Below are 25,168 nucleotides of genomic sequence, written 5' to 3'. Positions count from 1 at the left end.
ATTGAGGAGCCCGCCCGCCCAGGCCCAGTCGGCCGGCGTCCACATGCGATCGCCCGCCTGCGGCAGGCCGGCATGGTGAAACTGGAAGCCGGGGAGATGGCCGAGCAAGACGCGGTGTCCATGCAGCGCACCCTTCGGCGGCCCGGTCGTGCCGGAGGTGTAGATCATCAGGGCCGGATCGTCCGGCCCGGTCTCCGCCGCAACGAAGCCGCTTGCATCGGTTGCCGCCAGCACATCGAACCCGATCGTATCGTCTGCCGCCTCGCCCCCGTCCGTGCAGACGACCAGCCGCAGATCCGGCAACCGCGCCTTGATGTCCTGCAGCCGCAAAGCCCCGGAGCGATCCGTGACCACGACGCGAGCCCCGGCATCCCTCAGCCGGTATTCCAGAGCCTCCACGCCGAAGAGCAGCGCCAGCGGCAGGGCGATGCCGCCGAGCTTATAGATCGCCGCATGCGCGATCGCCGCCTCGAAACCCTGCGGCAGGAGGATGGCAATACGCTCACCCGGGCAAGCCCCGCGCGTAAGAAGCCCGGCGGCAAGCGAAGACGATCGTGCGGCAAAGGCGCCGTAGGTCAGCGCCTCGTGGTGGCCATCCGGGCTGAAATGCTGCAGGCAGACCCGCTCCGGCGCCCGCGCAGCCCAGGCATCACTGACGGCCACACCGATGTTGAACCGGTGCGGAATGTCCCAGGTAAAGTCCCGGATCAGGGCCTCATAGGTGGAAGACGTCGGGAGCATGAACTGCCTTGGGAAGAAGATGCCGACAAGGCGGCATCCTCAGACCCTATCACCGCCCCGGCCGGCAGATCAATCAACCGCCCGCCGCGCGACGACAAGCGTTGAGACAGCATGCCCACAGGATCCGGTCATGCCTCAGCCGTAATGCGCCATCTCCGTACCGCTCAGGCCGTGCAGCGCATGAAAGAGCGCATCCGGCGTCCGGTAGCCACGCTCGAAAAGCTCGATGGCAGCGCTCGCGGCACTGACGCCGGCTTGTGTGCGCAAACCGATCCGCCTCTCGGCACACCATGCAAAGACCGCGCTCGTCACGATATCGACTTCGCGTTCGGGGCCTCTTTCGGAACCCCTTTCCGGGGAAACTGTCATGTATGCCTGCGCCAAGAAAGCGTCTCCGATATGTAAGGTTAGGGTTCAGAATGACACGCCCTGTCACCTTCCGGCAAACGCCTTGCATCAGGCCGGTTAAGAAGCTTCCGCTTGTGTCTCGACATGAGACGATCAGGCCTGCGGCCTAAGGAAACGACATGGCCACGTCAGCACTTCAGTAAAAAAAGACTTTGGAAATGAATGACTTGAGAGAAGCGCGCGCCGGAAGCGCAGAAGGCCCTGCAATCTTTACAAAGCCTTCAGGATTGCCGTGCGATTGTCTGGCCACGCGCGGTTTGTAGAGCGTCCGCGCACCCCTTTCCCCTGATTTTCCTCGCCTCGAGCGAAGCACGAGACGGACATTCGTCCGCTCGCGCGCACTCGTGAGATGACCGGCATCGGCTCATAGCCGACGCTTGCAACGGCGCCGCGTATCATTTGAGAAATATCAGGCTCACGATACCGAAGACGCGTACTGGCCGATCATTCCTCGGCATCAAGGTCGAGAAACTCCGGCGCCTTGACCTGGCGAACGACGACCTCGTAGTCACCCATATCGACCCCGTCGATCACGACGTCCTCGACCGTGATGGTCATGATGCTGAACTCACCGGTTTCCATGTGAACGCCGGCCACGTGTTCCGCAAGCCGGTTGGCGCTCTCCTCGACAGGATCCGGTAGCAATTGGCGAGGTATGAAATCCGGCGTCTGCATTTTCACTCCCAAGGCCCGCGTGCTCGGCATCGTCGGTTCAACCTAACGCATCCTGTCGCACCGCGATATCCGACAGATGCAGAACGAACCACCATCTCAAAAACGTGATCTCACATCCACAGGCAAAACTGCAGCACCTGTACTCAGCGCTATACCCCAACGTTATACCAAGGAACTCCGCCGCCGCGATCGATCGTCCCGGTTCAGAACATCCGCAATATCGCGCGCGTCCTCCCGCTCAAGCCCCGTCAGGTCCCGCCCATCCGACGCCGCCGGCAGCCCGGTCACCTCATCGATGACCGTCCAACCCCCGCTCCGCTCCTGCCGCACCCCATACCGCGCCTCGACCATCCCGGCTTCTCCCGCCTTACCGGATAAAAATGAAGCTGTGCGTCGGAAGTTCAAGGGGCGGAAAGAGCGTGCGGACGTCGGTCCGAGGCGAGGACACGGGCATGCGGCGATCTGAATTTTCAGGTAGTGTGATGGTGCCCCATGCCGGAGTCGAACCAGCACTCCTTTCGGAACTCGATTTTGAGTCGAGCGCGTCTACCAATTCCGCCAATGGGGCACGGAGAGGCAGGATCGGGATTTATACGGGTGGGGCGGGCTTGGTCAACCGGGATTTCGCGGTCGGCGTGGCAATTGCGCGAGAGAATGGGCAAGACGGTCCATCGGCAGAAGGCGGGATCGGGAAACGATGGTGCGGAGCAGCATCAGGCGCGCCGTGGCGATTTACAGGGGCTGTATTCCTGCATAGAAGCTGATGGATGCCTCGTCCGGGGCGTTGCCCCGTCTTGTTACGTGAACGAGGAATTGCCGATGCTCCGCAGCCTTTACGACTGGACCATGTCGCTTGCCGCGCGCAAGTCGGCCGAGGTCTGGCTTGCCGTCATCGCCTTCGTGGAAAGCTCCATCTTCCTCGTGCCCGCAGACGTGCTGTTCCTGCCGATGGCGCTCGCACGGCCAGAGCGCGCCTGGCGTTATGCGGCGGTCGCGACGGTCGCGTCCGTGCTCGGCGGCATCGCCGGGTGGTATCTCGGACATTACGCCTTCGAGGCGCTGGCACGCCCGGTGCTCGAATTCTACGGCAAGCTCGAAGCCTTCGAGACGATGCGTGCGTCCTTCAGCAACGAGATGCTGGTGCTGCTGCTGATCACCTCGGGCCTCGCACATCTGCCGCCCATCAAGGTCGTGACGATCCTGTCCGGCGTCGCGGGGATTCACCTCGGCCTGTTCATCGTCTGCGCCATCATCGCGCGCGGCGCGCGCTTCTTTCTCCTGGCCTGGCTGCTGCGCCGCTATGGCGAGGAGATCCGGCATTTCATCGAGAAGCGTCTCGGCCTGATTTCGGCGGTGGCCGCCGCCGCGCTGATCGTCCTTTTCGTCGCCTACCGCTTCTTCCTGCACAATCCCGAGATCGTCACGCCCTGACACTTCACGCGAAGCCGCCGCCGCAAAACAGATTTCGATCCCCAACGATATGCTGTAAGGGCTTCGTGACCCGCACAGCGAACCCGCCTTCCGGAGCCCGTAGACCGTGACAGCCATCCAACGCTCCCCTGCCCTGTCCGCCGCCGTCCTCGTCACGCTCGGCATGATCGTCACGGTTGGAACCGCGCTCGGCTTCGAGCATCTCGGCGGCTACATCCCCTGCGCGCTCTGCCTGATGCAGCGCGAGCCCTACTATTATGGCATTCCCGTCGGCGTGCTCGCCATCATCAGCGCCGCCTTCCCCATGCCGGCCTGGCTGCCGCGACTTCTGCTGACGGTCGTGGCGATCATGATGCTGGTCGGCGCCGGCATCGGCATCTATCACGCAGGCGTCGAGTGGCACTTCTGGGCCGGTCCTGCCAATTGCTCGACCACCGCGCAGGGCGTCTCCCCCAATGTCGGCGATCTCCTGGGCGATCTCGACAGCAAGCACGGCCCGTCCTGCACGGATGCCGCGCTCCGCGTGCTCGGCCTGTCGTTCGCCGGCTGGAACGTGCTGGCGAGCCTCGTGCTCGCGGCCCTCGCCGTCCGCGGCGCCGTCAAGGCGCGATAACGCTAAAGGGCGCCCATTCAGGCGCCCGCAAAACCCGTCGGCGGTCCACCACAGCCAAGCCTTATGGCTGCAGTTCGACATCCCAGTAGAGATAGTCCATCCAGCTTTCATGCAGAAAATTCGGCGGGAACAGACGGCCGTTATTGTGCAGGTCCTGAACCGTCGGGTGATACGGCTTCTGGTGCGGGAACATGCCGGCGTTTCGCGGCATCTTGCCGCCCTTGCGCAGGTTGCAGGGCGAGCATGCGGCCACCACGTTCTCCCACGTCGTCTGGCCGCCATGGCAGCGCGGAATGACGTGGTCGAAGGTCAGGTCGTCCGGCGAGCCGCAATACTGGCACTCGAACCGGTCCCGCAGGAAGACGTTGAAGCGGGTGAAGGCCGGGTGGCGGGACGGCTGCACGTAGCTCTTCAGGCACACGACGCTCGGAAGCTTCATCGAAAAGCTGGGCGAGGAAACCTGGTGGTCGTATTCCGCGAGAATAACGACACGGTCAAGGAAGACCGCCTTGATCGCGTCCTGCCAGGACCAGAGCGACAAAGGGTAATAACTAAGAGGCCGGTAGTCCGCGTTCAACACGAGCGCAGGCAAGGCCTGAGGTGAGACTGCAATCGTCAAGTCCAGTGACTCCTGATCGATTCGGCATCTGCACTTCTATATTAGGCCCGTTACGTCAGGATTGTGAAGCCGAAAGGAAATCGGGAACAAAAGATTCATTTCAGATGGTTACGCGCCACACGATGCGACCCCGCATCAGGCCAGAACAGGTGCGGCATCGCGGCGCATACAGCACGCATAATACGCCCAGAACAGCCGCGCCGCGACACTGCGCCAGGGGCTCCACGCGAGGCTGATGGTATCCAGCGACCGCGCAGAGGGTCGCGCCTCCAGACGAAAGGCATGCGCGACGGCGCTCTGCAACGCGACGTCGCCGACCGGAAATACATCCGGGTGACCCGCGCAGAAGACGAGATAGACCTCCGCCGTCCAGCGGCCGATGCCGGGTAGCGCACCCAGCGCCGCGATGGCGGCGTCCGGGTCCATATCGCAGATCCCTTCCAGATCGAGTACCCCGGCCTCCACGGCAACAGCTGCGGCGCGCAAGGCCTTGATCTTCGAACCGGACAGGCCGATGGCGCGGGCATCCTCCTCGGCAAGCGCAAGAAAAGCGCCCGCCTCGACCATGCCGAGCCGCAATGTCATCCGGTTCCAGATCGCTGCCGCACTCGCCTTGGAGATCATCTGCGACACGATGATTGCGGCCAGCCCGGAAAAGCCGGGTTCGGACCGCCGCAGCGGCACCGGTCCGGCAGAAGCGATAATGGGCGCAAGGCGGGGATCGAGCGTGGCCAGAACCGCGAGGCCGAAGGAGACATCGTGATCGCTCGAAATCCGCATCGTGAGGGTTCCCCTGCCGTCTTGGCCCGGCTGCACATTGATGGCAGAAGAAGACCATGCCGAACAGCCCGTTAAAGCCCCCGGTCTATCGCTTCGCGCCGAGCCCCAACGGCGCGCTTCACCTCGGCCATGCGCTGTCGGCCCTCCTTAACGCAGACTTTGCGAGCGCTGCAGGCGGTCGGCTTCTGCTGCGGCTGGAGGATATCGACCGCGCACGCTGCCGGCCGGAATTCGAACAGGCGATCTTCACGGATCTCGCCTGGCTCGGCCTCACCTTCGAAGAACCCGTACGGCGTCAGTCCGAACATTTTTCCGACTACGAGGCCGCGCTCGACCGCCTCAAGGCCCGCGGCCTCGTCTACCCCGCCTTCCTCACCCGCGGCGAGATCCGCGCGCATGTCGCGGCCATCGAGGCCGGCGGCGGCACATGGCCGCGCGATCCCGACGGTGCGCCGCTCTATCCCGGTCCCGAACGAACGTGGGACGCCCGGCAGAAAGAGGAAGCCGTTGCCGCGGCAGACGCGACCGGACGCCCCTATGCCTGGCGTCTGGATATGGGGAAAGCCTGCGGCACCGTCGACAGGCCGCTCACATGGCGCGAGACCGGCGCCCGCCCTCAAGGCGGAACGGACAATCCGGAAAGCGCGGCAGGCGCGATCACGGCACGGCCGGAAGCGTGGGGCGATGTCATTCTGTCGCGACCGGATGCGCCCTCCAGCTACCACCTGTCGGTGACGGTGGACGATGCGTTGCAGGGCGTGACGCATGTCGTGCGCGGGCAGGACCTCTTCCATGCGACGGCAGTGCACCGCCTGCTCCAGACCCTGCTCGACCTGCCGGAACCCCTCTACCACCACCACCGCCTCATCCTCGGGCCAGACGGGCGCAAGCTGTCGAAAAGCCGTCGTGATACGGGTCTGGGAGCGCTCAGGGAAAGCGGCCTCTCAGCCGCGCATGTCCGCGCGCTTCTGCTCTGAAGACGTCTCATCTTCGGGAAGCGCGATGTCCCGCGTCGCAGCGGCCTCGACTGCCGGCATGCCGCGGAAATGGCGGATGACCATGCGCTTGACCTTGTACTTCATGATCGCCGCATTGATTTCCGCGCCGATGATGAAGATGGCACCGACCATATAGAGAAACACGAGCACGATCATGATCGAGGCGAGCCCGGCATAGGTCGAGACGTAGTTGGCAAAAGTCGAGAGGTAGGAGGCGAAACCGAAGGCGCCGATCGTCCAGGCAATGAGCGTGATGAGGATGCCGGGCAGCACGTCCATGATCTTGCGCCGGCCATCCGGCAGCCAGAGATGCGACACGATCAGCCCGCCGGTCAGGATCAGAAGCGCGAGCGCCAGGCCCCAATTGTCGACCATGGACAGAACCTCGTCCAGCCACGGCAGCCAGCGGTCGGCATAGCGCAGCGCGAGCGGTACCGCCACGAGCAGCAGGCTGACGAAGGCAAGGATGACGACGCCTGCCAGCACGAAGCCGAGGCTGGCGATCCGCGTCACGTACCAGGGTCGGCTCTCCGCCACGCGGTAGGCACGATTGAGCGAGATGCGCAACGCCTCGACGCCGTTGGAGGCGAAATAGGCAGCAGCCAGCACCGAAACGGTCAGCAACCCACCGCGCGGCGTCGTCAGCACCTGCACAATCTCGTCGGCGATCGGCTTTGCGATCGACGGTGGCCAGGTATCGAAGATCAGGTGGACCGCCGTGGTGGCGAACTGGTCGGCCCCCAGAAAGCTTCCGAGCGCGGTGCCGAAGATCAGGAACGGGAAGATCGCGAGCAGCGAAGACAGTGCGACGTGGCTGGCCATCGCCCAGCCGTCATCGTCGCTGAAATGCCACAGCGCATCGAATGTGACCTTCCAGGCCATACGCAGGAACAACGGCATCCGGTCTCCGTTCTCAAGGGCGCGACGTCCCCTCTACCGGGATACGAGACGCGCCGCGATTTGGTTTCATGCACGTTCATTCAGGCAGGCGCTGCAAGATTGTCACCTGCCTGCGAATATGGGAAACCAGCGCTCCAAGTCCACCTGCTCGCACGCAAAGTCCGGAACCGACGGAGCCTCATGACAGATCGCCCTTCCATCATCGTCACAGGATGCTCCTCCGGCATCGGCGCCTATGCGGCAAAGGCGCTGACCCGCGACGGCTGGCGCGTCTTCGCCACCGTCCGCCGGGAGGAAGACCGCGTCGGTCTGGAGGCCGACGGCATGGAAACCTTCCTTATGGACTACACCCGCACGGAAACGATCGCGGCCATGGTCGAGGCGGTTCTGGCGCTGACCGGCGGCCGGCTGGATGCACTATTCAACAACGGTGCCTACGGGCAGGCTGGCGCGGTCGAAGATCTGCCGACCGAGGCGCTTCGCCTGCAGCTCGAAACCAACGTCATCGGCTGGCACGACCTGACCCGCCGCATCATCCCGGTCATGCGGGCGCAGGGCCGAGGCCGCATCGTGCAGTGCTCTTCCATTCTCGGCATCGTGCCTTACAAATGGCGCGGCGCCTATAATGCGTCGAAGTTCGCCATCGAGGGCCTGTCCCTCACCCTGCGCATGGAGCTTGCCGGCACCGGCATCGAGGTCAGCCTGATCGAGCCCGGCCCGATCGAATCGCGCTTCACCGCCACTGCCGTCACGCATATCCGCCGCCATATCGATCTGGAGGGCTCGGTCCACCGGGAGGAATATGCCCGGCAGATGCGCCGGCTGACCGGTGAAAGCGGCCCGTCCCGCGGCAAGCTCGGGCCGGAGGCGGTTTATGCCGTTCTTGTGAAAGCTTTGACGGCAAAACGCCCGCGACCGCACTATATTGTGACTCAACCGGCCAAACAGGGCGCTCGGTTGAAAAAACTGCTTCCGGCGGGCCTGTTCTATCGCATTATCGGGCGCCTCGGCTGAGCGGCCGGATTCTCTCTGGTGGGACGGCAGGCGGCCGTCAGAAAGACTGCGCATGAGTTCCTTCCTTACCGGCCTCACTCTGCTCGTTATGGGCCTCGTCGTCATCGTGCTGATCCGCGGCCTGATCACTATGGCCAAGGGTGGCAGCGGCAACGCCTCCAACAAGCTGATGCAGGCCCGCGTCCTGCTGCAGGCGGTCGCTATCGGCCTGATCATGCTGACGCTCTGGATTACCGGCGGAGGACGCTGACATGGTCAAGCTCAACAAGATCTACACCCGCACCGGTGACGACGGTACGACAGGCCTCGCGGCCGGCCCCCGCCGCCTGAAGAACGACCTGCGCATCGAATGCTACGGCACGATCGACGAGGCGAATGCCGCCATCGGCATGGCGCGGCTGACGACGTCGAGCGAACCGGAGGTCGACGAGATGCTGAAACGCATCCAGAACGATCTCTTCGATCTCGGCGCCGACCTCTCGACGCCGGATACGGGCGAGACCCTGCCCTACGAGCCGCTGCGCATCGTCGCCGGTCAGGTCGCGCGGCTGGAAAGCGAGATCGACCGTTTGAACGCCGATCTCGAGCCGTTGCGCTCCTTCGTGCTGAACGGCGGCACCCCGGCCGCAGCCCACCTGCACCTTGCCCGTACCATCGCGCGCCGCGCCGAGCGCGCCATGGTCGCCCTCTCGCACACCGACGGCGAGACAGTCAGCCCGGCGGCGCTCGAATATGTGAACCGTCTCTCCGACTTCCTCTTCGTCGCAGCCCGCTGGCTGAACGATCGCGGCCGCGGCGACGTGCTCTGGGTGCCCGGTCTCACACGGTGAGGCCGCCTGCGCCGGAGGAGACACCATGTTCATACCGCTTCACGACCGCAACAACCTGAAGCACATCCGCCTGCAGGTCGTGACGATCGGGCTGATCCTTGCGAACGTGGTGATCTTCTTCCTCACCGGCCCGCTTTTCGTCGAAGCCTCCACCGTCAATGCCGACCTTCTGGGCTTTGGCTACATCCCCGCACTGATCTTCGGCGATGCGACGCTGGCGCCCGGCATCGCCGTCGTGCCGGAGGCCGCGACCCACATCACCTATGCCTTCCTGCACGCCGACCTCTACCACCTCGGCACCAACATGCTGTTCCTCTGGGTGTTCGGCGACAATGTGGAGGATGCATTGGGGCACGTCCGCTTCCTGATCTTCTACCTCGCCTGTGCGGCGGCCGGTGCCCTTGTCCACGGTCTGATCGTCCCGTTTTCGCAGGCGCCGCTGATCGGCGCATCCGGTGCCGTCTCGGGTGTGGTCGCGGCCTATTTCCTCCTGCATCCCAAGGTCCGCGTCTGGGTGCTCGTCCTCTTCCGCATTCCCCTGCCCTTGCCGGCCTTCATTCCGCTCGCCCTCTGGATCGCGCAGCAATTCTACATGCTCGCCGTCGATCCCTCGGCCGATGTCTCCTGGGGTGCGCATGTCGGCGGCATTATTGCCGGCCTGCTGCTGGTCCTCATCATGCGCCGCAAGGGCGTTCCCCTCTTCGACCGGGTCGTCGTCGTGCCCAAGGCCGTGCGCCTCGTGGATACCGCACCGCGAGAGACCCAGCCTCCGCAGGGCGGAGCAGGCCCCTGGGGCACGCGACCGTGAACGGAAACCGGACACATCTCCACGAGAATTTTCGAAGGAACTATTGACGTGCACGTAAAGGTCAGTAATTTACGCGTCGGGAGCGGGAGCGCATTCAGGCAAGATTGTATTTGTGGAAAAAACGCGTATCGATGTCGCCAATCGACTGACGGGGCGGCAAGGGAATATGCGATCCCATGATGCAGGACGTCTGAAAAGCTTGCGGCTTTAAGACCGGCGTCGAAAGCGCCCCGCTGACATCCACTGCCGAGATTCGATGAAGGAAGGCTCCATGAAAATTCTTGTCACCGTGAAGCGCGTCGTTGACTACAACGTCAAGATCCGCGTCAAGCCGGACGGTTCCGGCGTCGAGCTTGCCAATGTGAAGATGTCGATGAACCCCTTCGACGAAATCTCCGTGGAAGAAGCGCTGCGGCTGAAGGAAGCGGGCAAGGCGACGGAAGTGGTCGTCGTCTCGATCGGCCCGGCCAAGGCCGAGGAAACCCTGCGCACCGGTCTCGCCATGGGCGCGGACCGCGCGATCCTGGTCGAAACCGATGCCGCCGTCGAGCCGCTGGCGGTCGCCAAGATCCTCAAGGGCGTCGTGGACGCCGAACAGCCGTCCCTCGTCATCGTCGGCAAGCAGGCGATCGACGACGACAGCAACCAGACGGGCCAGATGCTGTCGGCGCTGCTCGGCTGGAGCCAGGGCACCTTCGCCTCCAAGGTCGAACTGGGTGCCGACAAGGCAACCGTGACCCGCGAAGTGGATGGCGGCCTGCAGACCATCGACATCAAGCTTCCCGCCGTCGTCACGACGGATCTGCGCCTCAACGAGCCGCGCTATGCCTCGCTGCCCAACATCATGAAGGCGAAGAAAAAGCCGCTCGACAAGAAGACGCCGGCCGATTTCGGCGTCGACATCACGCCGCGCCTGACCGTGCTGAAGACCGAAGAACCCGCCGGCCGCAAGGCTGGCATCAAGGTTGGCTCGGTCGCCGAACTCGTCGACAAGCTGAAGAACGAAGCCGGCGTGCTCTAAGCCTCGGGCGAAGCTCCGCCGCCGGTCCGCAGAGGCCAGGCGGCGGCCTTCGATCCAGACGCCCTTGCACGTGATGTGCTGCCGGATGCCCCGTCGAGACCGACAGGATGGTGCCGCAGCGAAGACAGATTGAGACTTTGAGGAGAACATACGACATGGCCATTCTTCTTCTGGCGGATCATGACGGTCAGACCGTTTCGGACGCCACCGCCCGTACCATCAGTGCCGCAACCGCGATTGGCGGCGACATTCACGTTCTGGTCGCCGGCGCCAGTGCGGATGCCGCAGCGGCGAGCGCCGCAGCGCTCTCCGGCGTATCCAAGGTTCTGCTCGCCGATGATGCGGGCCTTGCCAACAACCTCGCCGAGCCGCTGGCAGCCCTGCTGGTGTCGCTCGCCGGCAGCTACGACGTGCTGATCGCGCCGGCCACCTCCGTCGGCAAGAACGTCATGCCGCGCGTCGCAGCCCTGCTCGATGTTGCGCAGATCTCGGAAATCACCGAAGTCGTTTCGGCCGACACGTTCAAGCGGCCGATCTATGCCGGCAACGCCATTCAGACCGTACAGTCGGGCGATGCCAAGAAGGTCATCACCGTGCGCACCTCGACATTTGCGCCCGCAGCCGGCGGCGGTTCGGCACCGGTCGAGCCCGTGTCCGCGGCAGCCGATCCCGGCCTGTCCACCTTCGTCGGCGACGCCCTGTCCTCGTCCGACCGTCCGGAACTCACCTCGGCGAAGATCATCGTCTCCGGTGGTCGCGCTCTCGGCTCGGCGGAAAAGTTTCAGGAAGTCATCCTGCCGCTCGCCGACAAGCTCGGTGCCGCCGTCGGCGCAAGCCGTGCCGCGGTCGATGCCGGATACGCCCCGAACGACTGGCAGGTCGGCCAGACCGGCAAGGTCGTCGCCCCGCAACTCTACATCGCCTGCGGCATCTCCGGCGCCATCCAGCACCTCGCCGGCATGAAGGACTCGACGGTCATCGTCGCCATCAACAAGGACGAGGACGCCCCGATCTTCCAGGTCGCCGATTACGGCCTCGTCGGCGACATCTTCACGATCCTGCCGGAACTCGAAAAGGCTCTGTGAGCCAGGCACACCGATAATTGAACGGCCGCATCCCCCCGATGCGGCCGTTTTGCATTCGAAGACGCGCAAAGAGCGACGGAAAGCACTGGCAAAAACGACGGCCAGCCGGTATCACTTTCATACAGGCCTTCAGCGGTCCTGAACGTCGGCTGCGATTGGGGAACATCGGCTTGATGATCAAGAATGTCGGAATCGTCGGTGCGGGACAAATGGGCTGCGGCATCGCGCAGGTCGCCGCGATGGCAGGGTACAAGGTACACCTCTACGACATTGCGCCCGACCGCATCGAGGCCGGCCTTGCCACGATCAACGGCAACATGGCCCGCCAGGTCTCTTCCGGAAAACTGACCGAGGATGAGCGCAAGAAGGCGCTGACGCTGATCAAGGGCTCCTCAGACCTGACAGATCTTTCGCCGGCCGACCTCGTGATCGAGGCCGCCACAGAAGACGAGAGCATCAAGCGCAAGATCTACGTCGCCGTCTGTCCGGTGCTCAAGCCGGACGCGATCCTCGCCACCAACACCTCCTCCCTTTCGATCACCCGCCTCGCCTCCGCCACGGACCGCCCCGAGCGCTTCATGGGCATCCACTTCATGAACCCGGTTCCGGTCATGAAGCTCGTGGAACTGGTGCGCGGCATTGCAACCGAGGAGGGCACCTTCGCCTCGGCCCGCCAGTTCGTCACGGCGCTCGACAAGACCATCACGGTTGCAGAGGACTTCCCGGCCTTCATCGTCAACCGCATCCTCCTGCCGATGATCAACGAGGCGATCTACACGCTCTATGAAGGCGTCGGTACCGTCGATGCCATCGACACCGCCATGAAGCTCGGCGCGAACCACCCCATGGGCCCGCTGCAACTGGCCGACTTCATTGGCCTCGACACCTGCCTGTCGATCATGCAGGTCCTCCATGACGGCCTCGCCGACAGCAAGTACCGCCCCTGCCCGCTCCTGGTGAAATATGTCGAGGCTGGCTGGCTCGGCCGGAAGTCCGGTCGCGGATTCTACGACTATCGTGGGGAAACCCCGGTTCCGACGCGTTAAAACTACTCCAAATTGTATTGACGATTAGGAATATTGAATGCAATCCTGAGTTCGCCTGCTTTTCGGCACGGAGTTCTCATGACTGCAAAAACCAGCGCGCGGAACGTAATCCTCGGAATCCCGTCTTCGCGTCGAGCGAGCGTGCGGCTGGTCGGCACCCTCGTCGTCGTCCCCAATATCGTCTTCCTGCTCGCGATGCCCTTCTACGTGGCGGTCCGGACGATCTCCCCGCTTTTCTACGTGCTCGCCGGAACCGCTGCCTACTTTCTTCCCGGCTGGGCGGCCTACCCGGTCTTCGTGCTCGCCGCGTTTCTCGATATGGCCCTCGTCGCCATGGTCGCCTTCAATCTGCCGATTGGCGACGCCATCGACACGCTCGGTTTTCTCGCCACCATCGACGTCGCGGCGTCCGCCCTCTATGTCGCGCTCATCCTGATAATGGTCGGCATGGCGCTTCTCATGGCCTGGCTGTTCAACAGATTTCGCTCCGATGTGCCGCTTGCCTCCCCCACGGCTGTGGCCTTTGCCGCGCTCTCTGTGGTCGGGCTCGATAGCGCCGTCAACCAGCCCTTTGCGATGGCAAAACCACCTTTCGACAGCGCGATCCTCCAGAACGACCTGACGGCAGCAAGGATCGCTGCATCGGGGCACAACGTGCTGTTCGTCATGGTCGAGGGCCTCGGTGCCTTCGCCGATCCGCAGGATCGGGCGCTTCTCAGCCAGATCCTGCAGAAGGAAACGCTCGGCGGGCGCTATCAGCTTACCAGCGGCACGACACGCTATTCAGGCTCCACCACGGGCGCCGCCGCGCGGGAGCTTTGCGGACATTGGGGCAGCTGGCTCGATTTTCTTGGCGACCAGCTTTTCGACTGCCTGCCGCGTCGCCTGAGCGAAAAGGGTTTGAGCACGCAGTCCTTCCACGGCTATTCCCGCGACATGTTCCTGCGCCATCACTGGTATCCGCAGATCGGCTTCCAACGCAGCACCTTCATGGAGGACATGGCGGCAGACGTGCCGAGCCCCACGCCATCGCGCTGCGGCAATGTCTTCAAGGGGCTCTGCGACACGGAAATCGCCGGCGTCGTGGATGCCGCGCTCAAGGCCGATCCGGACACGCAGAAATTCGTCTACTTCCTGACGCTGAACACGCATATTCCCTATCAGCCCTCCGCCAGCGACAGGCTCGGCTGCGCCACCATGGCGCCGGCCATCGACAACCGCACGGTGTGCGACCTGACGAACCTGTGGAGCGACCTCTTCCGCTCGGTGGCCGTCATCGCGCGGGATCCGGACCTGCGGCCGACCGACATCCTCATCGTCGGCGATCACCAGACGCCGCTCTGGGAGCGTGCCGCACGCCGTCATTTCAAGCCCGGCCTCGTGGACTGGTACCTGCTGCGAAGCAGTTCGCAGGGAGTGGCCGCGGCAACGACCCCGCCTGCCTCAGGAGCCGGCGCCCGCTAACGCGGCAGCGCGCACCAGCACACGCCCCTCCTCGCCATCCCAGGCCGCCGGGCCGTTCATCGCCGAGAGCAGGCAGCCCTTGTCGTCGAGCAGCACGGTGACCGGCAGACCGAAGGCGAGCCCCTCCTTCTTCAGAGCGTTGAAGACGCCCATGGAAGCATCGCGATAGGGTTTCAGCGCCGTGACACCGGTTTCAGAGAGAAACGCTTTCGGCTTCTCGTCGCTACCGGTATCGATGTTGACGGCGACCACCTCGAAGCGGTCGTTCCCCTCGGCCCTCTCCAGCCTGTCGAGCGCCGGCATTTCCTCGCGGCAGGGCACGCACCACGTGGCCCAGAGATTGAGCAGCACCGCTCGGCCCTTGAAATCGGCAAGCGTCAGGTCCTTGCCGCCACTGTCTTTGAACGTCAGCCCCTCCAGACGCCGCGGCCGGTCGGCGGGCGCCATGGCAGCGACCTGACCCTTCATCAGCGGCGTCAAACCGGCGATCTTCGGCGCTGCCGCCGCGCATTGCCCGGCGTCATCTTGGGAAGCGACCTCCGGAGCATTGCCAGACCCGCTTTGCCTGACGTATACCGCAGCCGCACCGGCGATCAGGCCCAGAAGGGCTGCAAGCGCCACGAGCCGCAGGGCGGAGCGGGGTTTTCCCGGGTCTGTCATGTCGGTTTTCAAGACTTGTACCTTTTTTGAGGAACGGATATCTGCGATGGCCGACGGCGCTTCCGAGACGAAAACCTCCAACCAGATGTGGGGCGGTCGTTTCGCGTCCGGACCCGACGCGATCATGGAGGAGATAAACGCCTCCATCGGCTTCGACAAGAAGCTCTATGCCCAGGATATCCGCGGCTCCAAGGTCCATGCCGAAATGCTGGCGCATCAGGGCATCATTTCCGTCGCCGACAAGGACGCCATTCTCGGTGGCCTCGACACGATCCAGTCGGAGATCGAAGCCGGTACCTTCGAATTTTCCCGCCGCCTCGAAGACATCCACATGAACGTCGAATCGCGGCTGGCAACGCTGATCGGCCCTGCGGCCGGCCGGCTGCACACCGCGCGCTCGCGCAACGACCAGGTCGCGCTCGACTTCCGCCTCTGGGTCAAGGAAGAGCTGCAGAGGGTCGAGACCGCGCTGACGCGCCTGATCGCCGCTTTCCTCGATCGCGCCGAGGAACATGCCGATACGGTCATGCCCGGCTTCACGCACTTGCAGACGGCGCAGCCGGTGACCTTCGGCCATCACTGCATGGCCTATGTCGAAATGTTCGGCCGCGACCGCGCCCGCGTGCGGCACGCCATCGAACACATGGACGAAAGCCCGATCGGCGCAGCGGCGCTGGCCGGCACCGGCTTTCCGATCGACCGTCATATGACGGCGAAGGCGCTCGGATTCTCCGGCCCGACACGCAATTCCATCGACACCGTCTCCGACCGCGATTTCGCACTGGAGTTCCTGTCGATCGCGGCGATCTCCGCCACCCACCTGTCGCGCCTTGCCGAAGAGATCGTCATCTGGTCGACGCCGCAATTCGGCTTCGTCCGCCTGTCGGATGCCTTTTCCACCGGCTCCTCCATCATGCCGCAGAAGAAAAACCCGGATGCCGCCGAACTGGTGCGCGCCAAGACCGGCCGCATCAACGGCTCGCTGATCGCGCTCCTCACCATCATGAAGGGCCTGCCGCTCGCCTATTCCAAGGACATGCAGGAAGACAAGGAACAGGTCTTCGATAGCGCGGAAAGCCTGGAGCTGGGCCTCGCCGCCATGACCGGCATGGTCCGCGACATGACCATCAACACCGACCGCATGAAAAAGGCGGCCGGCTCCGGCTTCTCCACCGCGACCGACCTTGCCGATTGGCTGGTCCGCGAAGCCGGCCTCCCCTTCCGCGATGCGCACCATGTGACGGGCCGCGCCGTGGCGCTGGCCGAGAGCAAGGGCTGCGACCTCGGCGAACTCAGCCTCGAAGACCTCCAGGCCATTCATGAGGCGATCACCGACAAGGTCTTCGATGTCCTCACCGTCGAGGCCTCCGTCGCCAGCCGCACCTCCTTCGGCGGCACGGCTCCGGCCGAAGTCCGCCGCCAGATCGCCTGGTGGCGCGCGCGCAACTGAGGCGATCCGGCCCACAGCCCCCCAGCTCACAGCCCCGGGGAAACCCATCATTTTTCCCGGGCAATCCATCAGAATTTCGAACGTGCGCGGTCCTTGAAAAACAGCTAAGAGGAACCGCCTGCCTTCGCAAAGGACCCGCGACGATGACATTCCGGACTGCCGCCCTGACGGCGCTGCTTCTGACGGCAACGGTGCTGACGGCCTCGGGCTGCGGCCGCAAGGGGGATCTCGAGCGTCCGAGCGTCGCCCGCGCGCAGGCTGCGAAAGAGGCCGGGAACACAACCCGTACGCCTTCGGCCACCCCGTCCAGCCTCGTACGGCCGGCAAGCGGCGCCGTACCGGCCAGTTCCGCCGTGACCGGCAACGCATCCAGCCAGACGACGGCCGTCACACAGATGAACGTCGTTCCCGGGTCGGACAACGCAGCCGCCCGCAGCGGCCGCACCGGCGACCAGACCGACGTCCCCGAGCGCCCCTTCCTCCTCGATCCGCTGCTCTGACAGCCATCTCAAGGCCCATCCCGTGAATCATTTCGAATATCGCGACGGCGTTCTGCATGCGGAAGACGTGCCGGTCACCGACATCGCCCGCGCCGTCGGCACGCCCTTCTACTGCTATTCCACAGCGACGCTGGAGCGGCACTACACCGTTTTTTCGAAGGCCTTCGAGGGCATCGACGCGCTCGTCTGCTATGCGATGAAGGCGAACTCCAACCAGGCCGTGCTGAAGACGCTCGGCCGCCTCGGCGCCGGCATCGACGTCGTCTCCGGCGGCGAACTCGCGCGCGCGCTGGCGGCCGGCATTCCGGCCGAGCGCATCATGTTCTCCGGCGTCGGCAAGACGGCCGGCGAGATGGATCTGGCGCTGGAAGCCGGCATCTACTGCTTCAACGTCGAGTCCGAGCCCGAGCTCGAAGTGCTCAACGCCCGTGCCGTGCGGCTCAACCGTCAGGCGCACGTCTCCTTCCGCATCAATCCGGATGTGGACGCCAAGACCCATGCCAAGATCTCGACCGGCAAGAAGGAAAACAAGTTCGGCATCGGCTTCGAGCGCGCCCGCGCCGTCTACGCCCATGCCGCCACGCTTCCCGGCATCAAGGTCACCGGAATCGATATGCATATCGGCAGCCAGATCACCGATCTGCAGCCGTTCGAGGATGCCTTCAAGGTGCTGCGCGACCTGGTGGAGACGCTGCGCGCCGATGGCCATGTCATCGACCATGTCGATGTCGGCGGCGGCCTCGGCGTGCCCTACAAGGAAGACAACAATCCCCCGCCCTTGCCGGACGCCTATGCGGCGATCGTCAAGGAGCAGCTCGCCGGCCTGAACTGCCGCATCGTCATGGAGCCCGGTCGCCTGATCGTCGGCAATGCCGGCATTCTGGTGACGGAAACGATCTATGTGAAGGATGGCGGGTCGAAAACCTTCGTCATCGTCGATGCCGCGATGAACGACCTCATCCGCCCGACCCTCTATGAAGCCTATCACGAAATCCGCCCTGTTCGGATTTCCGCCGCCAACGCGCCGCGTATCCGGGCGGACGTGGTCGGCCCGGTCTGCGAGACCGGCGATTATCTGGGGCTCGACCGCGAAATGGCCATGCCGCGCGCCGGCGATCTGTTTGCCGTCAGCACGGCCGGCGCTTACGGCGCCGTTCAGGCAGGCACCTACAATTCACGGCTTCTGGTTCCCGAAGTTCTCGTCAAGGGCAACCGCTTCCACGTCGTGCGGCCCCGCACCACCATCGAAGACCTGATCGGCCTCGACAGCCTGCCGGACTGGCTTTCGGAAGACTGAGCGCCTTTGGCGCGCGGGCGAGGAACGTTCACGATTGCGTTCTCGCCCTCGTCTTCGCCACAAACAATGGTATCCTTGCCGGCAAACAGGCGTCAGACGCGCGCGGGAATCGCGTGACGACAGGCCCTGACCCATGAGCAGGACGGTACGGATGGCAGAATTCCGGCGGCAGACGAGTTCGGGCAAGAAAGACGGCGTGTCCGGCATGGCGCGCGCATTGGCGCGCAAGCGCGGCTTTGCGCGCTTCGTTATCATTGCCGAGCGCTTAGCGCCCCGCGCACTTCCCCCCATTGCGGTTGCTTTCGTCTTCCTGTCCGCAGCCTGGTTCGGCCTCTTCCGCGCCGTGCCGCCGCTGGTGCATGCCGGCCTGCTTCTCGCCTTCGTCCTTGCCTTCATCGCGGCTCTCGTGCCGGTCTTCCGCGTCCGCCTGCCCGATACGCACGAGGCCGACCGGCTGCTCGAAGAGCGTAACGCCCTGCCGCATCAGGCCATCGGCGTGCAGGACGACAAACCGGCGACCGGCGGCGCCTTCGGGCAGGCGCTTTGGCTCGAACACCAGAGCCGCATGGCTCGGATGATCGGTGCGCTCGAAACCGGCCTGCCACGGCCGGATATCGCCCGCCATGACGGCTTCGGCCTGCGCGCCCTGCCGGTCCTCCTCGTCGCCATCGCCTTCGCCTACTCCTATTCCAACCGCGCCGGACTCATATCCGATGCCTTCCGCATTCCCGAGAACATCGTGGCACCGCCGGATGTGCGCATCGACGCCTGGGTCACCCCGCCTGCCTATACCGGCCGCGCACCGGTCTTCCTCACCGGACGGCAGGACCAGCCGCCGGCAGGCACGGAGCCTCAGGGCACCGAGGCGAGCCTGTTCCGCATCCCACAGTTCAGCGACGTCACCGTACGCGTCACGAGCGCGGGTACGGCCACCGACACCACCGTAACCTTCCTCGACAAGGGTGCGACCGCCACAACGCCGATCCCGCCGCAAAAACCGGAAAAGGCACCCGTGCAGGAGGCTGCGGCCGGCAATGCGCCGCCTGCTCCTGAAGCCGCGGCAAACGCGCCGATCGACAACAGCACCCATCTCTACAAGATCACCCGCGACGGCACGCTGACGGTCGGCAAGGAGACATGGCAGTTCGCCGTCATTCCCGACGCCGTGCCGGACATCGCCTTCGACGGCACCCCGCGCGCCACGGTCAACGCCGCGCTGGAGATCCCCTTCCTTGCGAAAGACGATTACGGGCTCAGCGAAGCCTTCGCCGAGATCGTGCCGACCGAAGCAGCGCCGGCCGAAGCGACGCCGCTTTATCCCGCGCCCGAATACCGGCTCGACCTGCCCCGTCGCAACGCCAAGGACGCCAAGGCGACCGCCAGCCGGAACCTGTCGGAACATCCGCTGGCCGGCAAGCGCGTGCGCATCACGCTGGTTGCCCGCGATGCCGCCGGCCAGGAAGGCCGCAGCGCGCCGCAGGAGATGATCCTGCCCGCCCGCCGCTTCAACCAGCCGCTCGCCGGCGCGGTTGCCGAGGAGCGCCAGGTCATGGCGCTGAACAGCAAGGACCTGCCGCGTGCGATCGAGCTCAACGACGCGCTGAACATCCGCCCGGAAGACAACATCCCCAACCTCACCCATTTCCTTCTGCTGCAATCCGCCAAGGGCCGGATGGAGCTCGCGCGCGACGACGAGATGATGCGCGGCACCGCCGATTATCTCTGGGAGGTCGCGCTCGGCATCGAGGACGGCAACCTGTCGCTGGCCGAACGCAATCTGCGCGAAGCCCAGCAGAAGCTGTCGGATGCACTGGAGCGCAACGCCTCCGACGAGGAGATCGCCAAGGCGATGCAGGAGCTGCGCGAGGCGATGAAAGAATTCATGCAGGCGCTCGCCGAACAGGCGATGAAGAACCCGCAGATGGCCGCGCGACCCAACATGGAGAACATGCTGAGCAGCAAGGATCTGGACAAGATGATGGACCAGATCGAGAACCTCGCGAAATCCGGCTCGAAGGATCAGGCCCGCCAGATGCTGTCGGAAATGCAGCGCATGATGAACAATCTCCAGGCTGGCCGGACGCCGCAGGATATGCAGCAGGGTCAGGACAATAGCGAGATGCGCCAGCAGATGGACAAGCTCGGCCAGCTGATGCAGGAGCAGCAGCGGCTGATGGAACAGACGTTCAAGCACGATCAGGCCCTGCGCAACCGTATGCAGATGGGCGATCCGTTGACGGACGAGAACCTGTTCGAGCAGCAGCCCGGAGAGCAGAACCAGCAGCAGGGTCAACAACAGCAGGAGCAACAGGGCGGCGACCCGACCGGGCAGATGACCGAGGAGCAACTGCGTCAGGCGCTGAAGGATCTTCAGGGCCAGCAACAGGCCCTGGAAAAGCAGCTCGGCGAGCTGCAGAAGGGCCTTGAGGGCATGGGCATCAAGCCCGGCAAGGGCTTTGGCCAGGCCGGTCGCGAGATGAAGGGCGCCTCGGGCCAGCTCGGCGAAGGTCAGGGCGAACAGGCCGTCGGCAGCCAGGGCCGCGCGTTGCAGGCGCTGCGTGAGGGCGCGCAGGACATGATGAACCAGATGAGCCAGGGTCAGGGCCAGGGGCAAGGTCCCGGCCAGGGCATCCCCCAATACGGCCAGAACGGCCGCGACCCCCTCGGCCGCCGCCAGCAGAATCCCGGCCCCGACTTCGGCGATCAGGTGAAGGTGCCCGACGAGATCGACACCCAGCGCGCCCGCGAAATCCTCGACGAAATCCGCCGTCGCCTGGGCAACAACGTTTCGCCGGAGGTGGAGCGGCAGTATCTGGAGCGGTTGCTGGATATTCGGTGAGGTGTTTGGGGTTGCGGCTGCCCCTCATCCGGCTGCCGCCACCTTCTCCCCGCCAGCGGGGCGAAGGGCGATGTGGCACCCGCTCGCTCTAAAAACGGAACTTAGAGACCAGACGATCGCCACGAGTCCCTTCTCCCCGCGCGCGGGGAGAAGGTGGCGGCAGCCGGATGAGGGGCCGCCAAGACCAGGACGTTGAACACAACATGCGACCTCAAGCCGCCAAAGCCCCTGCAACCGCCTTGCGAATATCCGGCAGGCTGAACGGCTTGGCGACGACGTCGATGATCTTGTCCGCGAGGTCGTCGGCGCGTTCGCGCTGTTCGGCATAGCCGGTCATCAGCAAAATCTTCAGCTTGGGAAAAGCAGCAGCAGCTTCGTGCGCAAGGGCGATGCCGTCCATGACAGGCATGCGGATGTCGGAGAGCAGGAGGTCGAACGGGGCACCGTGCAGGTGCTCGAGGCCTTCGGCGCCATCGCCGGCCTGCACCACGTCATGCCCATCCATCTGCAACGCGCGCGCAACGAAGCGGCGAAGAGAATCCTCGTCCTCGGTGATCAGGATCTTTGCCATCATGGCCTCCTACGGTTCGGAAGCCTACAAAGCGCAGAGTTTCCTTTGAAAACCGTAAAGAGCGGACATCCCGTGCGTCAAACCTTGTCGGCGTCCCCGGTGACCACGCCGACGAAGGGCAGCTCACGGAAGGCATAGGCGACGTCCATGCCGTAGCCGACGACGAAATAATCGGGGCATTCGAAACCGACGAAATCGGCCTCGAAATCGACCTCGCGCTTCACCTTCTTGTCGAGGAGAACGGCAATCGACACCGATTTCGCGCCGCGCTCCAGCATCAGGTCGCGTGCAAAGCGCAGGGTCCGGCCGGATTCCAAAATATCATCGATCAGAAGCACGTCGCGGTCACGCGGGTCACTGTCGATATCCTTGATGATCTTCACGCCGCGCGACACCGTGCCCGTGCCGTAGCTCGACAGGGTGATGAACTCGACTTCCGGCGCAAGCCCCGCATGATGCATGGCGCGGATAAGGTCGGCCGCGAAGATGAAGGAGCCCTTGAGCACCGAGATGACCAGCAGGTCGTCATTGCGGCCCTTGACGATTTCGGCCGCCATCTCCGTGTTGCGCGTCGCAATCACGTCCGGCGAAAACAGCGTCTCGATCATCTTTCCGCGAACGACGGGCATGGCAATGGCTCCAGGCGACGGGACGCCGTCCGGCGTCCTTCAAGGCTTGGCGTTAGCACAGTCAGCGCGGCGAAGCACCCGCTGGGCCGAAGGAAATTTGCACGATCGGCGCCGATCCACCGGCATGCGGCAGGCGTGCGGAGAAGGCGCGGCTTTCACCCGGAGCCAGCATGCGGATGCCGGCAAGCTGTCCCTCGGCCGTCATGCGTTGGCCGGAGGCGGCGACATCGACCTTGATATGAGGAATCTCGCGGGGTGCGGATGTCGCGTTGACCACCGTGCCGTAGACGGCGACGACCTTCAGGCCGCTCGCATCCTGAAGCTCCGTGCGCACATCGCCAAAGCCGAGCGCCGGTGCGGCTTGCGGTGCGGTCGGCGCAAGCGTGATGGCAAGGCCGAAGGCAGCAGCGCAAAGCCCGATCGTCAAGCCTGCGAAAATGCGCGGCGAGATGGCTTGCAATGTCCGCTCGACCGACCTCAGGAAACCAGGCCGATGCTCGACGGGCCGGGCTGGAATTGGCGAATGCGATGCGGCACGGGACACAGGCGCACGGGAAAGCGGCACCACCTCGAAAACGGCGTCGACCGCATCGGTCTGCCGTAGCACGCGCGGTGCGGGACGCGCCGTACGGGTCCGTTCCGGCGGCAGGAGATCGATCCTTCGCGAAGCGCTCGAAAAGCCGGCCATGCGTCGTCCTCCGCCATGTGTTCGCCCGAAGACGAAGAAAATCCTTTCCGAAAGGTAAAGACGAAGGGTTAACAGAACGGAAACGTTCCCGCACAACGCCCTCGCGAGAGGTTCCGAAGCCGTTACGGCCCTTAAAGCGACGTTTTTGCATGTGACGTTAAAGGGAATATTAACCAGTGTTTAACCATGCTGGTCGGATCGCGCCCGCGCTTGGCGGTAGAGCGTCCATCTCAGAGGCTGGAAGTTGATTCATTTCGAAAACGTCGGATTGCGCTACGGCATGGGACCGGAAATTCTCCGCGACCTGACCTTCGACATCCCACGCAAATCCTTCCAGTTTCTCACCGGCCCCTCGGGCGCCGGCAAGACGACGCTGCTGCGCCTTCTGTTCCTATCCCTGCAGCCGACGCGCGGCCTGATCCGCATGTTCGACCGCAACATCACCGCCATCCCACGCGACGAGCTGCCCATGCTGCGCCGCCGCGTCGGCATCGTCTTCCAGGACTTTCGCCTGCTCGATCACCTCACGACCTACGAAAACGTCGCGCTGCCGCTACGCGTCCGGGGCAAGGACGAATCATCCTATCGCTCCGACGTGCTGGAGCTTCTCGGCTGGGTCGGCCTCGGCGAGCGGATCAATGTCCTGCCGCCGGTTCTCTCAGGCGGTGAAAAACAGCGTGCCGCCATTGCCCGTGCGCTGATCGACCGGCCGGAAATCCTGCTGGCCGACGAGCCGACCGGCAATGTCGATCCGCCCATGGCCCGCCGCCTGCTCAACCTGTTCATGGAGCTCAACCGCCTCGGCACCGCCGTCGTCATCGCGACGCACGATCTCTCGCTGATGGATCAGGTGGAGGCGCGCCGCATGATCCTGTCGCAAGGGCGGCTCGACATCTATGACTGACGCCCGGAAAAAGCCACCTACCGCAGTGAAGGGCCCCGCCCGCAACACGCCTGCGGAAACGGAAGGGCGCAAGGCGCCCATGCGCGTCCGCCCGATGGCGCCCATCGTTCCCCCGGTCAACGTCTCGGGCAATGCGCTGATGCTGGTCATCGCCATCATGTCCTTCCTCGCCTGCCTGACGCTCGGTGCGGTCTCCATGGTGCGCTCGACGGCCGAGAGCTGGCAGAGCGAGATCTCTCGCGAGGTGACGATCCAGATCCGGCCCGAGGAAGGGCTCGACATGGAAAAGGCCTTGCGCGACGCCCGCGACATCGCCCTCACCTTCGACGGCACCGTCAACGGCAATATCGTCGATCGCATGGCGACCGCCCGTCTGCTGGAGCCCTGGCTCGGCGAAGGCCTCGATATCGACGAACTGCCGGTGCCCCGCCTCGTCATCATCACCATCGACGAGCGCAACCCGCCGGATTTCACCGGAATGCGGGCGCGCCTGACAGGCGAAATCCCGCAGGCGACGCTCGACGATCACCGCACATGGGTGGACCGGCTGGTGGCGATGGCGCACACGACAGCGCTGATCGGCACAGGCGTGCTCACGCTCGTCTTCTCCGCTATGGTCCTCACCGTCATCTTCGCCACACGCGGCACGCTGTCGGGCAACCGCCATATCGTCGAGGTGCTGCACTTCGTCGGCGCGGAGGCAGGCTTCGTCGCCTCCGAATTCCAGAAGCATTTCCTGAAGATCAGCTTCAAGGGTGCCGGCGCGGGCGGGCTGCTGGCGGCCCTCTCGTTTGCCATGGCCGGCTGGTGGCAGTCCCGCTCGCTCGCCACGCCCCAGAGCGATCAGGCAACGGCGCTGTTCGGCACCTTCACCATCGGTTACACGGGCTATCTCGGCATCGCCGCCATCATGCTCGTCATCGCGCTCCTCACCACACTGACGGCGCGCTTCACCGTCATGCGCACCATCTACGAAATCGACCGCATCCGCTCCGACCCGGCACGGGCCGATCTCATCCCGAATTCCTGACAAGCCCATGCGCGCGCCCTCTCCTCCTCCCCTTTTTCTTGAGCCGGCCATTTTCCTCGCTCCGGCCGCTCAAGCCATCGTTAAGGCGCAAAGCTGGTTCACCGGTCGCGCAGCATCGCAACACCCGTCCCGTCGCGCCGCAGACATCCGGCGTGACGGTGGAAGAA

27 protein-coding genes and 1 tRNA gene are annotated in these 25,168 nt (G+C 64.4%); 17 read left to right on the top strand and 11 right to left on the bottom strand.

From position 1 onward, the window contains the following. The 4 genes from G8E10_RS20885 to G8E10_RS20870 form a co-directional block, all read right to left on the bottom strand. Positions 1-741 (bottom strand): AMP-binding protein (locus G8E10_RS20885; RefSeq protein ID WP_167130531.1); only part of this gene is annotated, 741 nt, incomplete at its 3' end. 135 nt (positions 742-876) lie between these two features. Beyond that, a complete protein-coding gene (locus G8E10_RS26245; RefSeq protein ID WP_343289839.1) occupies positions 877-1,008 on the bottom strand; it encodes a hypothetical protein in 132 nt (43 codons plus the stop codon). 585 nt (positions 1,009-1,593) lie between these two features. Next, entirely contained in the window at positions 1,594-1,824 is a 231-nt protein-coding gene (locus G8E10_RS20875) for a hypothetical protein (protein WP_110807777.1), read from the bottom strand. A 483-nt stretch (positions 1,825-2,307) separates the two neighbouring features. After that, positions 2,308-2,392: transfer RNA gene (locus G8E10_RS20870), tRNA-Leu, on the bottom strand. Positions 2,393-2,643: 251 nt separating this feature from the next. Here G8E10_RS20870 and G8E10_RS20865 point away from each other — a divergent pair. Continuing rightward, the gene (locus tag G8E10_RS20865) at positions 2,644-3,255 is read left to right on the top strand and encodes a YqaA family protein (RefSeq protein ID WP_092935439.1); all 612 of its coding nucleotides are present in this window, start codon (positions 2,644-2,646) and stop codon (positions 3,253-3,255) included. Between the two features lie 106 nt (positions 3,256-3,361). Beyond that, a complete protein-coding gene (locus tag G8E10_RS20860; protein ID WP_343289838.1) occupies positions 3,362-3,868 on the top strand; it encodes a disulfide bond formation protein B in 507 nt (168 codons plus the stop codon). 61 nt (positions 3,869-3,929) lie between these two features. On the opposite strand, the gene G8E10_RS20855 is transcribed toward G8E10_RS20860, so the two are convergent. Both G8E10_RS20855 and G8E10_RS20850 read right to left on the bottom strand, forming a co-directional pair. Further along, the gene (locus tag G8E10_RS20855) at positions 3,930-4,487 is read right to left on the bottom strand and encodes an HNH endonuclease (RefSeq protein ID WP_092935441.1); all 558 of its coding nucleotides are present in this window, start codon (positions 4,485-4,487) and stop codon (positions 3,930-3,932) included. A 135-nt stretch (positions 4,488-4,622) separates the two neighbouring features. After that, positions 4,623-5,267, bottom strand: coding sequence for a DNA-3-methyladenine glycosylase family protein (locus G8E10_RS20850; RefSeq protein ID WP_167130530.1), 645 nt, complete (start codon positions 5,265-5,267; stop codon positions 4,623-4,625). Positions 5,268-5,323: 56 nt separating this feature from the next. Here G8E10_RS20850 and gluQRS point away from each other — a divergent pair, with 56 nt between their 5' ends. Beyond that, positions 5,324-6,244, top strand: a complete 921-nt coding sequence (gene gluQRS / locus G8E10_RS20845) for a tRNA glutamyl-Q(34) synthetase GluQRS (RefSeq protein ID WP_167130529.1) — start codon at positions 5,324-5,326, stop codon at positions 6,242-6,244. On the opposite strand, the gene G8E10_RS20840 is transcribed toward gluQRS, so the two are convergent. Next, entirely contained in the window at positions 6,212-7,165 is a 954-nt protein-coding gene (locus G8E10_RS20840; protein WP_110736325.1) for a YihY/virulence factor BrkB family protein, read from the bottom strand. The genes gluQRS and G8E10_RS20840 overlap by 33 nt on opposite strands. A gap of 180 nt (positions 7,166-7,345) precedes the next feature. On the opposite strand from G8E10_RS20840, the gene G8E10_RS20835 reads away from it, so the two are divergent. The 8 genes from G8E10_RS20835 (at position 7,346) to G8E10_RS20800 (ending at position 14,433) form a co-directional block, all read left to right on the top strand. Then, on the top strand, positions 7,346-8,179 hold the full coding sequence (locus tag G8E10_RS20835; RefSeq protein WP_167130528.1) for an SDR family oxidoreductase: 834 nt from the start codon (positions 7,346-7,348) through the stop codon (positions 8,177-8,179). A 52-nt stretch (positions 8,180-8,231) separates the two neighbouring features. Next, positions 8,232-8,429: a twin transmembrane helix small protein gene (locus G8E10_RS20830; RefSeq protein ID WP_092935449.1), complete on the top strand. Its 198-nt coding sequence runs from the start codon at positions 8,232-8,234 to the stop codon at positions 8,427-8,429. A gap of 1 nt (position 8,430) precedes the next feature. Then, positions 8,431-9,009, top strand: coding sequence for a cob(I)yrinic acid a,c-diamide adenosyltransferase (locus tag G8E10_RS20825; protein WP_110736317.1), 579 nt, complete (start codon positions 8,431-8,433; stop codon positions 9,007-9,009). A gap of 25 nt (positions 9,010-9,034) precedes the next feature. Beyond that, positions 9,035-9,817, top strand: a complete 783-nt coding sequence (locus G8E10_RS20820; protein ID WP_167130527.1) for a rhomboid family intramembrane serine protease — start codon at positions 9,035-9,037, stop codon at positions 9,815-9,817. A 271-nt stretch (positions 9,818-10,088) separates the two neighbouring features. After that, positions 10,089-10,838, top strand: a complete 750-nt coding sequence (locus tag G8E10_RS20815) for an electron transfer flavoprotein subunit beta/FixA family protein (protein WP_132713719.1) — start codon at positions 10,089-10,091, stop codon at positions 10,836-10,838. 155 nt (positions 10,839-10,993) lie between these two features. Then, complete coding sequence (locus G8E10_RS20810) at positions 10,994-11,923, top strand: electron transfer flavoprotein subunit alpha/FixB family protein (protein ID WP_167130526.1); 930 nt, start codon at positions 10,994-10,996, stop codon at positions 11,921-11,923. A gap of 173 nt (positions 11,924-12,096) precedes the next feature. After that, the gene (locus G8E10_RS20805) at positions 12,097-12,969 is read left to right on the top strand and encodes a 3-hydroxybutyryl-CoA dehydrogenase (RefSeq protein WP_110730102.1); all 873 of its coding nucleotides are present in this window, start codon (positions 12,097-12,099) and stop codon (positions 12,967-12,969) included. A 78-nt stretch (positions 12,970-13,047) separates the two neighbouring features. After that, positions 13,048-14,433: a hypothetical protein gene (locus tag G8E10_RS20800; protein ID WP_167130525.1), complete on the top strand. Its 1,386-nt coding sequence runs from the start codon at positions 13,048-13,050 to the stop codon at positions 14,431-14,433. Here G8E10_RS20800 and tlpA read toward each other — a convergent pair. Next, on the bottom strand, positions 14,413-15,093 hold the full coding sequence (gene tlpA / locus G8E10_RS20795) for a thiol:disulfide interchange protein TlpA (protein WP_167130524.1): 681 nt from the start codon (positions 15,091-15,093) through the stop codon (positions 14,413-14,415). The genes G8E10_RS20800 and tlpA overlap by 21 nt on opposite strands. Before the next feature lie 46 nt (positions 15,094-15,139). On the opposite strand from tlpA, the gene argH reads away from it, so the two are divergent. The 4 genes from argH to G8E10_RS20775 all read left to right on the top strand — a co-directional run bounded on the left by argH (position 15,140) and on the right by G8E10_RS20775 (position 21,179). Continuing rightward, positions 15,140-16,543 (top strand): argininosuccinate lyase, encoded by a 1,404-nt coding sequence (argH, locus tag G8E10_RS20790; protein ID WP_110800685.1) that lies wholly within the window; start codon positions 15,140-15,142, stop codon positions 16,541-16,543. A gap of 143 nt (positions 16,544-16,686) precedes the next feature. Then, complete coding sequence (lptM, locus tag G8E10_RS20785) at positions 16,687-17,043, top strand: LPS translocon maturation chaperone LptM (RefSeq protein ID WP_165916982.1); 357 nt, start codon at positions 16,687-16,689, stop codon at positions 17,041-17,043. A 22-nt stretch (positions 17,044-17,065) separates the two neighbouring features. Next, a complete protein-coding gene (lysA, locus tag G8E10_RS20780; protein WP_167130523.1) occupies positions 17,066-18,340 on the top strand; it encodes a diaminopimelate decarboxylase in 1,275 nt (424 codons plus the stop codon). A gap of 151 nt (positions 18,341-18,491) precedes the next feature. Next, positions 18,492-21,179, top strand: a complete 2,688-nt coding sequence (locus G8E10_RS20775; RefSeq protein WP_167130522.1) for a TIGR02302 family protein — start codon at positions 18,492-18,494, stop codon at positions 21,177-21,179. A 211-nt stretch (positions 21,180-21,390) separates the two neighbouring features. Here G8E10_RS20775 and G8E10_RS20770 read toward each other — a convergent pair whose 3' ends face one another. From G8E10_RS20770 to G8E10_RS20760, 3 genes are all read right to left on the bottom strand, one after another. Continuing rightward, a complete protein-coding gene (locus G8E10_RS20770; protein ID WP_092935466.1) occupies positions 21,391-21,750 on the bottom strand; it encodes a response regulator in 360 nt (119 codons plus the stop codon). A gap of 77 nt (positions 21,751-21,827) precedes the next feature. Beyond that, positions 21,828-22,379, bottom strand: a complete 552-nt coding sequence (hpt, locus tag G8E10_RS20765) for a hypoxanthine phosphoribosyltransferase (protein WP_110730094.1) — start codon at positions 22,377-22,379, stop codon at positions 21,828-21,830. A gap of 61 nt (positions 22,380-22,440) precedes the next feature. Beyond that, positions 22,441-23,067 carry a hypothetical protein gene (locus G8E10_RS20760; RefSeq protein ID WP_132713710.1) on the bottom strand — a complete coding sequence of 209 codons (627 nt, stop codon included), beginning with the start codon at positions 23,065-23,067 and terminating at the stop codon, positions 22,441-22,443. Positions 23,068-23,311: 244 nt separating this feature from the next. Between G8E10_RS20760 and ftsE the strand changes: the two genes are divergently transcribed. Together ftsE and G8E10_RS20750 are read left to right on the top strand one after the other, a co-directional pair. After that, positions 23,312-23,971, top strand: a complete 660-nt coding sequence (gene ftsE / locus G8E10_RS20755; protein ID WP_092935472.1) for a cell division ATP-binding protein FtsE — start codon at positions 23,312-23,314, stop codon at positions 23,969-23,971. A gap of 79 nt (positions 23,972-24,050) precedes the next feature. Next, a complete protein-coding gene (locus tag G8E10_RS20750; RefSeq protein ID WP_132713769.1) occupies positions 24,051-25,001 on the top strand; it encodes a cell division protein FtsX in 951 nt (316 codons plus the stop codon). The last annotated feature ends 167 nt before the right edge of the window (positions 25,002-25,168 follow it).

The organism is Ferranicluibacter rubi (assembly GCF_011603255.1).
GTDB classification, from domain to species: Bacteria; Pseudomonadota; Alphaproteobacteria; order Rhizobiales; family Rhizobiaceae; genus Ferranicluibacter; species Ferranicluibacter rubi.
The sequence above is the reverse complement of the archived record's forward strand: the minus strand, read 5'-3'. Positions and strand labels throughout refer to the sequence as shown.

Bases quoted from the DNA above. Each gene is read 5' to 3' on its own strand.
- G8E10_RS20875 (WP_110807777.1), bottom strand. From the start codon at position 1,824: ATGCAGACGCCGGATTTCATACCTCGCCAATTGCTACCGGATCCTGTC.
- G8E10_RS20865 (WP_092935439.1), top strand. From the start codon at position 2,644: ATGCTCCGCAGCCTTTACGACTGGACCATGTCGCTTGCCGCGCGCAAG.
- G8E10_RS20850 (WP_167130530.1), bottom strand. From the start codon at position 5,267: ATGCGGATTTCGAGCGATCACGATGTCTCCTTCGGCCTCGCGGTTCTG.
- gluQRS (WP_167130529.1), top strand. From the start codon at position 5,324: ATGCCGAACAGCCCGTTAAAGCCCCCGGTCTATCGCTTCGCGCCGAGC.
- G8E10_RS20840 (WP_110736325.1), bottom strand. From the start codon at position 7,165: ATGCCGTTGTTCCTGCGTATGGCCTGGAAGGTCACATTCGATGCGCTG.
- G8E10_RS20835 (WP_167130528.1), top strand. From the start codon at position 7,346: ATGACAGATCGCCCTTCCATCATCGTCACAGGATGCTCCTCCGGCATC.
- G8E10_RS20830 (WP_092935449.1), top strand. From the start codon at position 8,232: ATGAGTTCCTTCCTTACCGGCCTCACTCTGCTCGTTATGGGCCTCGTC.
- G8E10_RS20825 (WP_110736317.1), top strand. From the start codon at position 8,431: ATGGTCAAGCTCAACAAGATCTACACCCGCACCGGTGACGACGGTACG.
- G8E10_RS20820 (WP_167130527.1), top strand. From the start codon at position 9,035: ATGTTCATACCGCTTCACGACCGCAACAACCTGAAGCACATCCGCCTG.
- G8E10_RS20815 (WP_132713719.1), top strand. From the start codon at position 10,089: ATGAAAATTCTTGTCACCGTGAAGCGCGTCGTTGACTACAACGTCAAG.
- G8E10_RS20810 (WP_167130526.1), top strand. From the start codon at position 10,994: ATGGCCATTCTTCTTCTGGCGGATCATGACGGTCAGACCGTTTCGGAC.
- G8E10_RS20805 (WP_110730102.1), top strand. From the start codon at position 12,097: ATGATCAAGAATGTCGGAATCGTCGGTGCGGGACAAATGGGCTGCGGC.
- G8E10_RS20800 (WP_167130525.1), top strand. From the start codon at position 13,048: ATGACTGCAAAAACCAGCGCGCGGAACGTAATCCTCGGAATCCCGTCT.
- tlpA (WP_167130524.1), bottom strand. From the start codon at position 15,093: ATGACAGACCCGGGAAAACCCCGCTCCGCCCTGCGGCTCGTGGCGCTT.
- argH (WP_110800685.1), top strand. From the start codon at position 15,140: ATGGCCGACGGCGCTTCCGAGACGAAAACCTCCAACCAGATGTGGGGC.
- lptM (WP_165916982.1), top strand. From the start codon at position 16,687: ATGACATTCCGGACTGCCGCCCTGACGGCGCTGCTTCTGACGGCAACG.
- G8E10_RS20775 (WP_167130522.1), top strand. From the start codon at position 18,492: ATGGCAGAATTCCGGCGGCAGACGAGTTCGGGCAAGAAAGACGGCGTG.
- G8E10_RS20770 (WP_092935466.1), bottom strand. From the start codon at position 21,750: ATGGCAAAGATCCTGATCACCGAGGACGAGGATTCTCTTCGCCGCTTC.
- hpt (WP_110730094.1), bottom strand. From the start codon at position 22,379: ATGCCCGTCGTTCGCGGAAAGATGATCGAGACGCTGTTTTCGCCGGAC.
- G8E10_RS20760 (WP_132713710.1), bottom strand. From the start codon at position 23,067: ATGGCCGGCTTTTCGAGCGCTTCGCGAAGGATCGATCTCCTGCCGCCG.
- G8E10_RS20750 (WP_132713769.1), top strand. From the start codon at position 24,051: ATGCGCGTCCGCCCGATGGCGCCCATCGTTCCCCCGGTCAACGTCTCG.